The organism is Frankia sp. CoBUL1 (assembly GCF_978021245.1).
On sequence record NZ_CDXDOS010000022.1, the window covers coordinates 15,763 to 27,120 of the forward strand.

At 71.2% G+C, this 11,358-nt stretch carries 14 protein-coding genes; 10 read left to right on the plus strand and 4 right to left on the minus strand.

Going from position 1 to position 11,358, the window contains the following annotated elements; genetic code table 11:
• Positions 1 to 9 precede the first annotated feature (9 nt).
• Complete coding sequence (locus tag AC08OX_RS03870) at positions 10 to 885, minus strand: Rieske (2Fe-2S) protein (protein WP_476606542.1); 876 nt, start codon at positions 883 to 885, stop codon at positions 10 to 12.
• 147 nt (positions 886 to 1,032) lie between these two features.
• On the opposite strand from AC08OX_RS03870, the gene AC08OX_RS03875 reads away from it, so the two are divergent.
• From AC08OX_RS03875 to AC08OX_RS03885, 3 genes are all read left to right on the plus strand, one after another.
• Positions 1,033 to 1,461: a DUF2795 domain-containing protein gene (locus AC08OX_RS03875; protein ID WP_476606543.1), complete on the plus strand. Its 429-nt coding sequence runs from the start codon at positions 1,033 to 1,035 to the stop codon at positions 1,459 to 1,461.
• A gap of 81 nt (positions 1,462 to 1,542) precedes the next feature.
• The gene (locus AC08OX_RS03880) at positions 1,543 to 1,809 is read left to right on the plus strand and encodes a hypothetical protein (protein WP_476606544.1); all 267 of its coding nucleotides are present in this window, start codon (positions 1,543 to 1,545) and stop codon (positions 1,807 to 1,809) included.
• Between the two features lie 9 nt (positions 1,810 to 1,818).
• Entirely contained in the window at positions 1,819 to 2,070 is a 252-nt protein-coding gene (locus AC08OX_RS03885; RefSeq protein WP_011434801.1) for a hypothetical protein, read from the plus strand.
• Positions 2,071 to 2,111: 41 nt separating this feature from the next.
• Here the strand turns inward: AC08OX_RS03885 and AC08OX_RS03890 are convergent, their stop codons facing one another.
• Positions 2,112 to 2,336, minus strand: coding sequence for an FmdB family zinc ribbon protein (locus tag AC08OX_RS03890; protein WP_476606545.1), 225 nt, complete (start codon positions 2,334 to 2,336; stop codon positions 2,112 to 2,114).
• A 94-nt stretch (positions 2,337 to 2,430) separates the two neighbouring features.
• On the opposite strand from AC08OX_RS03890, the gene AC08OX_RS03895 reads away from it, so the two are divergent.
• Entirely contained in the window at positions 2,431 to 3,462 is a 1,032-nt protein-coding gene (locus tag AC08OX_RS03895) for an asparaginase (protein ID WP_476606546.1), read from the plus strand.
• On the opposite strand, the gene AC08OX_RS03900 is transcribed toward AC08OX_RS03895, so the two are convergent.
• A complete protein-coding gene (locus AC08OX_RS03900; RefSeq protein WP_476606547.1) occupies positions 3,451 to 3,978 on the minus strand; it encodes a J domain-containing protein in 528 nt (175 codons plus the stop codon). The two genes, AC08OX_RS03895 and AC08OX_RS03900, sit on opposite strands and share 12 nt — an antisense overlap.
• A gap of 270 nt (positions 3,979 to 4,248) precedes the next feature.
• Between AC08OX_RS03900 and AC08OX_RS03905 the strand changes: the two genes are divergently transcribed.
• From AC08OX_RS03905 to AC08OX_RS03930, 6 genes are all read left to right on the plus strand, one after another.
• Positions 4,249 to 5,640 carry a CoA transferase gene (locus AC08OX_RS03905; protein WP_476606548.1) on the plus strand — a complete coding sequence of 464 codons (1,392 nt, stop codon included), beginning with the start codon at positions 4,249 to 4,251 and terminating at the stop codon, positions 5,638 to 5,640.
• Positions 5,641 to 5,846: 206 nt separating this feature from the next.
• Entirely contained in the window at positions 5,847 to 7,016 is a 1,170-nt protein-coding gene (locus AC08OX_RS03910) for a branched-chain amino acid ABC transporter substrate-binding protein (protein WP_476606549.1), read from the plus strand.
• A 72-nt stretch (positions 7,017 to 7,088) separates the two neighbouring features.
• Entirely contained in the window at positions 7,089 to 8,021 is a 933-nt protein-coding gene (locus AC08OX_RS03915) for a branched-chain amino acid ABC transporter permease (RefSeq protein WP_476606550.1), read from the plus strand.
• Complete coding sequence (locus tag AC08OX_RS03920) at positions 8,018 to 9,430, plus strand: branched-chain amino acid ABC transporter permease (protein WP_476606551.1); 1,413 nt, start codon at positions 8,018 to 8,020, stop codon at positions 9,428 to 9,430. The genes AC08OX_RS03915 and AC08OX_RS03920 overlap by 4 nt, the downstream gene beginning before the upstream one ends.
• 134 nt (positions 9,431 to 9,564) lie before the next feature.
• The gene (locus tag AC08OX_RS03925; protein WP_476606554.1) at positions 9,565 to 10,404 is read left to right on the plus strand and encodes an ABC transporter ATP-binding protein; all 840 of its coding nucleotides are present in this window, start codon (positions 9,565 to 9,567) and stop codon (positions 10,402 to 10,404) included.
• Positions 10,404 to 11,132, plus strand: coding sequence for an ABC transporter ATP-binding protein (locus AC08OX_RS03930; protein ID WP_476606552.1), 729 nt, complete (start codon positions 10,404 to 10,406; stop codon positions 11,130 to 11,132). The genes AC08OX_RS03925 and AC08OX_RS03930 overlap by 1 nt, the downstream gene beginning before the upstream one ends.
• Positions 11,133 to 11,201: 69 nt before the next feature.
• Here the strand turns inward: AC08OX_RS03930 and AC08OX_RS03935 are convergent.
• Positions 11,202 to 11,358, minus strand: a 157-nt coding sequence (locus AC08OX_RS03935; protein WP_476606555.1) for a D-arabinono-1,4-lactone oxidase, incomplete at its 5' end; no start/stop codon positions are given.

An 11,358-nucleotide genomic window follows, 5' to 3' on the forward strand; every position in this document is an offset into this window, starting at 1 on the left:
CCGCGGTAGCTATCCCGCCCCAGGCAGCCGTACCCGGACCTCACCATCGGAGATCCACACATCGAACCGCGGCTGGGGCGCGGTCGCGGGACCATGCACCACCGCGCCGTCCGTCACCCGGAAGGTGCTGCCGTGCCAGGGACAGCGCAGGCAGGTGAAGCCGTCCCTTCGGATGATCTCTCCCTTGTGCAGTGGTCCGGACAGGTGGCTGCACCGGCTGGCCAGTACGTCGACGTGGTCTCCCTTCCGGAGGAGGACGACCGGCACATCCCGCAACAGCCGCGCCTCGGGTCGGCCGTCCGCCAGTTCGTCCAGAAGGGCGAGCGGATGCCAACCGGGCGGCAGCAGGTGTGGTACCTCCTCGGTGTGGTTGACTCCCGACGCCTGCCGGTAGGCCAGATGACCGCCGAGGTAGGCCGACGTGCTGGCCGTGGCGAGGCCGAGCAGCGCGAGACGACGGCCGAGGCGGCCGTTGCCACGCCATCGGATGCCGAGCGAGGCGGCGTAGCAGCAGGCCGCCAGACTGTTCGTCGCGGCGTGCGCCACCCCGACCCGCAGCTGGCGCTCATGCAGCTCGGAGTAGTCGGCGAGGCCGCTGGCGGCGGCCGAGACCGCCGCGAGCAACCCCGTGGCGATCAGTACCCGGGCCGCCCGTTCGGACCCCTCGTGACGTCCCGCGAGCAGGTCCACGATCCCCGCGGAGATCCAGGTTCCGATGGGGAGCGCAGCGAGCGCTGGATGCAGCGGGTGGCCGAGCGGCACGCCGTGCAGGGTGTCCCGGATGGTCCCGTCGCGCAGGGAGCGGCGGACCATGTCACGGATCTTCACTGCCACTGGGTCGAGAGCTTCGGCCCGCTCCAGGCGTTCGGCGGGTCTGACCAACACGTTGTGGGGTATCCGCACCATGGATGCTGGTGTTCCCGCTCATCGCTGGCCGTGAACATCTGCTGACCGGAGATGCCGGGTGGCCCGATCGCGGGTTTGCTTCGTCCGTCAGCGCGCACCACTGAAACAGCGGAAAGGAACGAGAACATGGCAGTGGATCGCGGAAGCACCAAGCACGGCCCCGTGCGCGACGACATCTTGGCGCACGAGGTCGAGGGGCTTGTGCGGGCCGGGCGGGACACGCGGGCGGAGGAATGGCGCTCCGCTGAACCGTTCCCCGAGGAAGCGACCGGTGGCCCGCAGAACCTGAATGCCGCTGGGTCGCGGGTCGGTGTGCCGGCCGGGATGACGCCGGTGGACGTCGAGGAACGCTCCGAGCTCGCCCGCTGGCTCGGCCGGGCGGTCTTCCCCGCCAACCGTGACGAGATCATGGATCATCTGCGTCATCAGCACGCCCCGGACCGGGTGGTTGACGAGGTCGCCGGTGCGCCGCCCGACATCCAGTTCACCTCGTTGGGCGCGCTGTGGCGGGTACTGCGACCCGGCCCTCCCCACGTGGAGTCACGGCGTCACTGAATCCGTCCGATGATCCATAATATGACCAGCATCATGAAGTAGTCGGTATGACGCCGTAGCCGGCGGGGTACGGAGACACCCGTGGGCGGCGGGCTCGCCGCGAGCGTTCTGCTGCTCGTCGGCTTCGCGATGATCGGAGCATTCAACGTTTTTGCCTTCGGTGCCCTCGCCGGCCTGTGGGCGTTGGGTATCGCATGGATCATGGTGCTCGGCCCGCGGGCCATCGATCGCCGGGTCGTCCGCGCTCGGCTGCGGGAGGCGCTGCGGGAGGTGCGGCGGAGACGCCGGTGGCCCGGTGCCTTGCTCCCGTGCGCCCGGGACTGCGTGACACGCCGGTGGCCTGGGTAGGACACGCCCATGGGTACGAGTGGGTTCGGCTATGGCGACCAACGACCCGGATCAGGTGATCTGCTGCAGACCCTCGTAGCCGGTCTGGATCAGACGGAGCGGGAGGATACCCTGCGGCTGTTGCGACGGCGGCTGGTGGAGGACCGGGCCGCCGCGTGCGGCGGCCAGCGGGACCGTCAGGTGGATGTCGGCCCGCGGACCCGGGCGGCGCGTGGGCCGACGAAATCGCAGGCCGCGGGCATCCATCGCCACCGCGGATGAGCCACCGCGGATGAACGGTGGTGTCAGGATGAACGGTGGCGTCAGCAGCCGCCGCCGCAGCACGCGCCCCCGCCGGCGGACGGCGAGGCCATAGCCGGAGCCGGCGTGGCCGAGCCGCGGCTGACGGCGATCGCAGAGAAGATCCGCGAGGTCTCGGTGTGTCCGGAGGGGCAGCTCACCGCGCTGTCCGGCACGGACTCGTGCATGCTGCGGCGAACTTCGAACGATGCGTCACATACCCGGCAGCGGTAGTCGTAGGCAGGCACGGCACCAGGATATGCGGCCGTCGGGAGGCGAGCGTCGGATTCGGCGGATGGCGAGAACGGGTGAGCGGGAGGAGGCCCGACGTACGCTGGCTGTATGCAGCCGCCGGAGGGCCCGCAGGTGGTCGCCGAGGTTGTCCGGGGGCTGCGCAGCGGTGCGCCGTTCGTGGAGAGTTGCCATCACGGCACCGTCATCGGCCTCGGTCGGGATGGGGACAGTGCGCTCACCGTCGGCGTGCCCGACCACCCGATCTTCCCCCGGTCGGCGGTCAAGCCCCTTCAGGCCGCCGCGATGCTTCGTGCCGGGCTGGACGGCATCTTCCTGAGCCGGGAGATCCCCGGTGACCTGCTTGCCATCGTGTCCAGTTCCCACAGCGGCGAGCCGGTGCATCTCGCGCGGGTGCTGGAGATCCTCTCGGTGGCGGGCGTCTCCGTCGACACCCTGCGCTGTCCCGCCGATCTTCCGTTGGGCCCGGCCGCGGCCCAGGCGCACCTTCGCGCCGGGGGCCGCGCGGAGCCGGTGTTGATGAACTGCTCCGGCAAGCATGCGGGGATGATCGCCTGCTGCGTGGTGGCCGGCTGGCCGATCGAGAACTACACCGACCCCGATCATCCGTTGCAGCAGGTGATCCGGCGCACGATCGAGGAGCTGGCCGGCGAGGAGATCGTCGCGACCAGCGTGGACGGGTGCGGGGCCCCGTTGTTCGCGTTCTCGCTCACGGGCCTGGCTCGCGGGCTGCGGGCGATGGTCCGGGCCGCGCCGGGCGGCCCCGAGCGGCGGGTCATCAACGCCATGCGGGCGCATCCCGAGCTGATCGGGGGTGTTGGCCGGTCCGACACCGACCTGATGCGGGCGGTACCCGGCGTCGTCGCGAAGAACGGCGCCGAGGGTGTCACGGTGGTGGCGACGTCCGAGGGTCACGCGGTCGCGGTCAAGATCGCAGATGGTAGTGGGCGGCCCGGCGTCCCGGTCGCGCTGGCCGTGCTGACCCGCCTGGGTGCTCTTCCCGGTCCGGACGCCCCCGAGCACCAGGAGCTCGACTTCGCCCAGCTCGCCGTGCTCGGGGCGCCCACGGTGCTCGGCGGCGGGCGCCCGGCCGGTTCCCTACGCGTGCGGCTACCGGTCTGACCCGGGCGGGGGAGTGCGGTCGGCACGGACGCCCTGGTCCTCGCCTGCTCGGGGACGGGGGTCGGAAGGCACCCGACGGGGACGGCTCGCCACGGTGACCGCGACGGGCGGGATCATCGCCGCGACCACCATCATGATCATGGCGGCGGTCACGGAGTACAGCCGCACCACGGTGCCGGCCGAGATGAACAGGGTCAGCGCCACCAGCATCAGGGCGAGGTAGCGGCGACGGACCATCGGATCGGCACCCGGGCCCGGTGCGGACGGGCCCGGCGATGATCGGCGCGGCGCGGACGGGTGGGGCGTGCCGGCGGCGAGGCGCAGGTCGTAGCGGCGCCGCCGGTCGGGGTCGCCGAGAACGCGGTAGGCGAGGGTGACCCGATCGAAGGCCGGTGACGAACCACCGGCGTCGGGATGGGTGCGGCGGGCGGCCACGCGGTAGGCATGCCGGATCTGCTCGGCGGTGGCGCTGGGCGGTACGTCCAGCACCTCGTACAGCGAGCTTTGCACGCGCATCGGGGTGTCTCCTGCCATTGCCGACCACCCGACCGGGCGGCCGCGAGCCCGGTGTCATGGCGAAAGTACCTACACATGACCAGAATGGGCCTTGGACGGCCCGGGGCGAGCGCGAGTCGGGAGGCCGGGACAGCGGCAAAATAGGATTTTCTGTGCGTTGTGGCTCTTGGCTCTCATGATCGTCTTATCGGGCGTGCCGGCCTCATTCCGGTTCGGCCGACGGCGCGCTCGGGGCGCCGCGTGCACACCAGGGTGGGACAGGATGGGTGGATGGGGCAATGGCAGAACTCGGAGATTGTCACCGAGGTCGCGTCGCTGGTACAGGATCCGGACATCGCCGAGCGGCTGACCGTGACCGGACCCGCCGACGTCCTGCCCAGCCTCTACCGGGTGACGACGGTGGCGACCGCGTCGGTGGCGGCCGCGGCCGTCGGGGCTAGCCGCCTGCTCGCGGCCCGCGGCGGCGGAGCCCCGCCGGAGGTCACCGTGGACACCCGTCACGCGAGCGCGGTCTTCCGCAGCGAACGGTACCTGCGAGTGGCCGGCAAGCCACCGCCGAGCCCGTGGGACCCGATCTCCGGATACTACCGCACCGGGGACGACCGGTGGATCCAGCTGCACTGTAACTTCCCGCACCACCGCAACGGGATCCTGGATCTTCTTGGGACGCTGGGCGAGCGCGCCGCCGTCGAACGGGTCATCCGCCGTTTCGAGGCCGAGCCGCTGGAACTCGAGCTGCACGCCATGGGTCTGTGCGCCAGCATGGCCCGTAGCGAGCGGGAGTGGCGCGAGCACCGGCAGGCCCGGGCGGTTGACGAGCTTCCCCTCGTCGAGGTGCGCCGGCTCGGCGACGGCCCGGCGCTCGCCGCGCCCCCGGCCGAGACGCCGGCCGCGGGTCTGCGGGTGCTCGACCTGACCCGGGTCATCGCTGGTCCCGTCGCCGGTCGCACGCTGGCCGCCTACGGAGCCGACGTCCTGCGGGTCGGCGCCGCCCACCTGCCGGAGGTGCACACGGTGCTCGTCGACACCGGGTTCGGCAAGCGCAACGCCTTCCTCAACCTGCGGGTGACCGCGGACGCCCGCCGGCTGCGCGAGCTGATCGCCTCGGCGGACGTGGTCCTCCAGGCCTACCGGCCGATGGCCCTCGACCGGCTCGGCTTCGGCCCGGAGGCGGTCGCCAGGATCCGGCCGGGCATCGTCTGCGCGACCATCACCGCGTATGGACGGCAGGGCCCCTGGAGCGGTCTGCGCGGGTTCGACAGTCTGGTCCAGACCGCGTCCGGCATCGTGACCGCCGCCGTGGCGGTGACCGGGTCCGACCGCCCCGTGCCGCTGCCGGCACAGGCCCTCGATCATGCGACCGGCTACCTCACCGTTTACGGGGTGCTGGACGCGCTGGCGCGGCGGGCGACCGAGGGGGGCAGCTGGCACGTCGGTGTGTCCCTGGCCCGGACCGGTCGTTGGCTGCAGGGGCTGGGACACCACGACACGCTCGCGCTCCCCGACCCGACCCGGGAGGAGGCCGAGGAGTTCTGCGCCACGATGAACAGCGAGTTCGGACCCCTGTCGTACATCCGCCCGGCCGCCACCGTGGCCGGCGTCGCGCCGAGCTGGAGCTCCCCGCCGGCACAGCTGGGCACCAGCCCGGCGGTCTGGGCATAGCCATGCTGAGGTGCCGGGTTCCGCGGGATCGTGCCGGTGTGTAACCGTGCGCCGCCCCGTCCATCCGGGGGGCGGTGCGAATTGATGCTGGTCAGCGCGTCATTCTCTAGGCGGTGGCGCACCGGCTCGCGGGCCGGGCGCGTCGGGGTGACTGGGCCGGGCCATGGCATCGGAGTCGGGTCCGGCGGGACCGGAGGAGGAATTGCATGGGTAGGCGCCCGCTCCTGGGAGCGATAGCCCTTGCCGCGACCGTGGCGTTGACTGCGGCGGCCTGTGGAAGTGACAGTGGTTCGTCCTCGAACGGGAAGCAGACCATCACGATCGGCTTCCAGGGAGTTCTCTCGGGCGACAGCCAGCAGCTCGGTCTGAACGCCCTCTACGGCGTCCGGACGGCGATCGCCGAGGTCAACGCGGATGCGAGCGCGCCGTTCCAGCTCAAGCTCGTCGAATCCGACGACGGCGGCTCGCCGGATCAGGGCCCGACGGCCGCCCAGAAGCTGATCGATGACTCCAAGGTCGTCGCGGTGGTCGGCCCGATGTTCTCCGGTGCCACCAAGGCGAGCGAGCCGGCCTACACCCAGGCCGGGCTGCTGTCGGTGAGCCCGTCGGCGACGAACCCCGCGCTCACCACCCTGGGCTTCAAGACCTTCTACCGGGTCATCGCCCCGGACACCTTGCAGGGCAAGGCCGCGGCCGACTACATCGCCACGGTGCTCAAGGCGATGAAGGTGTACTCGCTGGACGACAAGAGCGAGTACGGCACGGGCCTGTCGGGTGCGCTGGAGGCCGAGCTCAAGGCCAAGGGTGTCAACGCGACCCACGACGGCATCAACCCGACCAAGGACTACACCTCCGAGGCAACGAAGATCATCGCTGCCGCGCCCGAGGTCCTCTACTACTCCGGCTACTACCCCGAGTTCGCGCTGCTGTCGAAGGCGCTGAAGGGCAGGGGCTTCACCGGAAAGATCATCAGCGGTGACGGATCGCTTGACCCGCAGTACGTCGCGCAGGCCGGGGCCGCCGCGGCCGAGGATGCCTACCTCACCTGCCCCTGCGGCGACGCCAACACCGACCCGAGGGCCGCGTCCTTCGTCGCGTCCTACAAGAAGGTCAACAACGGGACGAAGCCCGGCACCTACTCCGGTGAGGCCTACGACGCCACGCTCGCCCTTGCGGACGTCTTCAGGAAGCTCGGCAAGGACGTCACCCGGGAGTCCGTGGCCGGCGCGTTCGGTTCCGTGAACTTCCCCGGCATCACCAAGACCGTGGTGTTCGAGCCCAACGGCGAGGTCAAGGGCTCCAACGTGTTCGTCTACCAGGTGAAGGGTGGACAGATCACCGTTCTCGGCAACATCGCGGACCTGGTCAAGTCCTGATGTCGGTGCGGGCGGTGGCCGGGGGTGGGACGTCCGGCCACCGCTTCGCCTGGTGGTGAATGAGGCACACGGATGGGTTTCCTCGACCAGTTCTGGCAGCTGACCGTCGACAGTCTGACGGTCGGCTCCCTGTACGCGGTCATCGCGCTCGGGTACACCCTCGTCTACGGGGTCCTCCAGCTCATCAACTTCGCGCACAGCGAGGTCTTCATGCTGGGATCCTTCGGCGGGCTGTTCGCCGCCCGCGCCCTGCTGCCCGGGGACGGCTCGGTCCCGGGCGGCCTCGAATCGGTGGGCCTGGTGACCATGGGCCTCGGCGCCGGCGCGATCTGCGGCGGGCTCGCTGCCTTCACGCTCGAACGGGTGGCGTACCGGCCGCTGCGGCGCCGTTCCGCCCCCCGGCTGGCCTATCTCATCAGCGCCATCGGGGCCTCGCTGTTCGCGGTGAACCTCGCCGGCAAGGAGTTCGGCCGGCAGAATGTGGCCCTGCCCGACCTGTTCACCGACGGAACGGTGTTCACGCTGTTCGGAGCGGACGTCTCCACCCAGTCGCTGGTCATCTTCGCGGTCGCGATCGCGATATTGGTCGGACTGGACCGGCTGGTCGCGGGGACCCGGCTCGGGCAGGGCATCCGCGCGGTGGCCCAGGACGCCGACACCGCGGTTCTCATGGGCGTGAACGTCGAACGCATCATCATCGTCACGTTCGTGCTCGGCGGCCTGCTGGCCGGGGCCGGTGGCTTCCTGTACGCGATGACGTTCAACGCCTCGTACAGCATGGGGTTCGTCCCCGGGGTGAAGGCGTTCACCGCTGCGGTCCTCGGCGGCATCGGCAACGTGCGCGGGGCGATGCTCGGCGGCCTGCTTCTCGGATTGGTGGAAAGCTATGGCGGATACATCTTCCAGGCGTCCTACAAGGACGTGATCGCTTTCCTGGTCCTGGTCGGCATCCTGATGATCCGACCGTCCGGCCTGCTCGGGGAACGTCTAGGGAGGGCAGCGTGAGCGCTGCGACGTCGTCCGCCCGCCCGCCGAGGGCCGGGGCGCCGCTCCCACCCGCCGGGCCGGGTGGCGGGTCTGGTGGCGGCCCGGCGGGCGCATCGCTGCGTCCGGCCGTGCTGTTCTCCCCGGCCCGGCTGCGCCAGCTCGGGGTGCTGCTGCTGGTGGGTGTGCTCGCCGCGGTGGTGACCGGTCCGGCCGGGGGCTCCGACAAACCGCTGAAGGCATTTCAGGATTCGGTGCTGGACGCGCGGATCCTGCCCTACCTGGGGCTCGCCGTCGCGTTGTGGATCGTCCTGGCGCTCGGCGTCGAACTGCGGGGCGCGGCGGGCCGGCTGACGGCCGGCATCCGGGGGCCGGTGAGCGCGGCCTACGCCACCCGGGGCGGCCCGATCGCGCTGAACCTGGCGCTCCTGGCGGTCGCGATCATCGCCCCGCTGGTCGTCTCGACCGCCGCGCAGCAGTCGATGGTCAACGACATCGGCATCTACGCGCTGCTCGCACTGGGCCTGAACGTCGTGGTCGGCTACGCCGGCCTGCTCGACCTCGGCTACATCGCCTTCTTCGCCATCGGTGCCTACGCGACGGCCTACTTCACCTCACAGACCGCGATGCCGTGGCACGCGCCCTTCGTGCTCAACCCGTTCTTCGTCTTCCCGATCGCGCTGGTCCTCGCCGCGCTCGCCGGCGTCGTCCTGGGCGCGCCGACGCTGCGGCTGCGGGGTGACTACCTGGCGATCGTCACGCTCGGTTTCGGTGAGATCATCCATTTGATCGCGAACAACGCCGACAACATCACGAACGGTGCCCGGGGGGCCTTCGGCGTTCCGCACCTGTCGATCAACCTGCTCGGCCTCGGCTACGAGTGGGGCATCGATCCGCTGCCGTATTACTACCTGCTCCTGGTCATCATCGTCGGAGTCATGATCGCCTTCGGTCGGCTGGAACGGTCCAGGATCGGCCGGGCCTGGGCGGCGATCCGCGAGGACGAGATCGCCGCCGAGGCGACCGGGGTCGCGACCCTGCGGATGAAGCTGCTCGCCTTCGCTATCGGCGCCTCGGTGTCGGGCTTCGCCGGTGTGCTCTTCGCCTCCAAACAGTTCTTCAACCCGCAGAGCTTCAGCCTGCAGGCGTCGTTCTTCGTCGTCGCCGTCGTCATCTTCGGCGGGATGGGTTCCCGGCTCGGGGTGGTGGTCGGTGCCGTCGTCCTCCAGGGCATCGCCTTCTACCTGCGCGACAAGGTCCCGCCCGCGGACCGGTACATCTACTTCGGTGCCGTCATCGTGATCATGATGATCTTCCGTCCGCAGGGACTCGTGCCGTCGCGCCGGCGGCGTCGGGAGATCCAGCTCGCGGAGGCCGGCATCGGCGCGGCGGACTCCCTGGGCGCCGCGCCCACGGGGGGCAAGCCGTGACCAGGGGCGGAGCGCACCGCGTCTCCCCGCCGGGACACCGGCGCTCCCGGGGCCGGCAGCGCGGGGACAGCCAGGGCCGCGGGAGCAGCCAGGGCCCGGGGGGCGCCGGGCGCGGCGGAGGCCCGGAGGACCTAGTGGTGGAGGCCCGCGGCCTGGCGCTGCGGTTCGGGGGTGTGACCAGCCTCGACGGCGTCTCACTGCGCCAGCGCCGGGGCGAGATCCTGGCGGTGATCGGACCGAACGGGGCCGGCAAGACCTCGCTGTTCAACTGCCTCACCGGGGCATACCGCCCGCAGCAGGGATCGGTCACCTTCTGGCCCCGGCCCGGCCGGCCGGCCGAGCTGGTGGGGCGCCGCCCGCACGCCATCACCCGGCTCGGCGTCGCCCGGACCTTCCAGAACATCCGGCTCTTCCCCGCCCTGTCGGCGCTGGAGAACGTCCAGATCGGGACCGAGGTGCGGCAGCGGTACGGGCCGCTGGCCGCGGTGCTGGGGTTGCCGGGCGCCCGGCGGGCCGAGCGTGACGGCGTGCGGCACGCGCTGGAGCTGCTTGAGCTCGTGGGCCTGCCGCACCGGGCGCACGAGCTCGCCTCGTCGCTGCCCTACGGCGAGCAACGCCGGTTGGAGATCGCCCGGGCGCTCGGGACCGAGCCGCGCCTGCTGCTGCTCGACGAGCCCGCGGCCGGCACGAACCCGGCGGAGAAGCGTGACCTGGCAGAGTTGATCATCCGGATCGCGGGCACCGGGGTGTCGGTCCTGCTCATCGAGCATGACATGCGGCTGGTCATGTCGGTGGCGACCTCGGTGGTGGTGCTCAACTTCGGCCGGATCATCGCGTCCGGCACGCCGGTGGAGGTCCAGCGGGACCCGGCGGTCATCGAGGCGTACCTGGGCCTGGCCGACGCCGGCGCGGCGGATCCCGATGTGGCGGATCCCGGCGCGGCCGGCCCCGCCGGGTGGAAGGAACTGCGCTGATGCTGCTGACCCTGGCCAATGTCGAGGTCGCCTACGGCGCCGTCACCGCCCTGCGCGGCGTCAGCCTGGAGGTGGCCGAGGGCGAGATCGTCACCCTGCTCGGGGCCAACGGCGCCGGCAAGACAACCACGCTGCGGACGGTCTCCGGACTGCTGCGGCCCCGGGCGGGACAGGCGTGGCTCGACGGTCGCCCATTGTCGTCAATTCCGGCGCACGAACTCGTCGGCCGGGGGGTGAGCCACGTGCCCGAGGGCCGGCGAATCTTCCCGAGCATGAGTGTCCGAGAGAACCTCCTGATGGGCGCCTACCACGACCGCCGGCATGTGCGGACCGACCTCGGCCGGGTGCTCGGGCTCTTCCCCCGGCTGGCCGAGCGGATCGCGCAGCCGGGAGGCACGTTGTCCGGCGGCGAGCAGCAGATGCTCGCGATCGGACGCGCGCTGATGAGCCGTCCCCGGCTGATGCTCCTCGACGAGCCGTCGATGGGGCTGGCCCCAATGATCGTTCAGACCATCTTCGAGGTGATCGCGGAGATCAACCGGGAGGGGGTCGCGGTACTGCTGGTCGAGCAGAACGCGGCCTCGGCGCTGCGGATCGCGGGTCGCGGCTACGTGCTGGAGACCGGCGAGGTCGTGCTGGCTGGCACCGCCGCGAGTCTGCTGGCCGACGACCGGGTCCGGCAGGCCTACCTCGGGGAGGACGTCGGCGGCCGGACCACCGCAGGCTGAACCGCCCGTGACCGCTGCTCCGCCCGTCGCCACATCAGCGAGAAACCGCCGTGGCGTGCCGCGGTCGGGTCACCGAGCGTTGGTGGCGCAGGCCGGTGAGCCGAGGATGCGGTCGAGATACGCGTTCGCGAACACCCCGGTCGGGTCGGCGGCGTCGCGCACGGCCAGGAAGTCGTCGAAACGGGGATAGAGCCCAGGGCTGCGCGAAGGTCGCGTGGTGTGACGG

What these genes read in the sequence shown, in the direction of transcription:
- AC08OX_RS03895 (WP_476606546.1), top strand. Translation starts at nt 2,431, where the DNA reads ATGCAGCCGCCGGAGGGCCCGCAGGTGGTCGCCGAGGTTGTCCGGGGG.
- AC08OX_RS03900 (WP_476606547.1), bottom strand. Translation starts at nt 3,978, where the DNA reads ATGCGCGTGCAAAGCTCGCTGTACGAGGTGCTGGACGTACCGCCCAGC.
- AC08OX_RS03910 (WP_476606549.1), top strand. Translation starts at nt 5,847, where the DNA reads ATGGGTAGGCGCCCGCTCCTGGGAGCGATAGCCCTTGCCGCGACCGTG.
- AC08OX_RS03930 (WP_476606552.1), top strand. Translation starts at nt 10,404, where the DNA reads ATGCTGCTGACCCTGGCCAATGTCGAGGTCGCCTACGGCGCCGTCACC.
- AC08OX_RS03885 (WP_011434801.1), top strand. Translation starts at nt 1,819, where the DNA reads ATGGGTACGAGTGGGTTCGGCTATGGCGACCAACGACCCGGATCAGGT.
- AC08OX_RS03875 (WP_476606543.1), top strand. Translation starts at nt 1,033, where the DNA reads ATGGCAGTGGATCGCGGAAGCACCAAGCACGGCCCCGTGCGCGACGAC.
- AC08OX_RS03905 (WP_476606548.1), top strand. Translation starts at nt 4,249, where the DNA reads ATGGGGCAATGGCAGAACTCGGAGATTGTCACCGAGGTCGCGTCGCTG.
- AC08OX_RS03915 (WP_476606550.1), top strand. Translation starts at nt 7,089, where the DNA reads ATGGGTTTCCTCGACCAGTTCTGGCAGCTGACCGTCGACAGTCTGACG.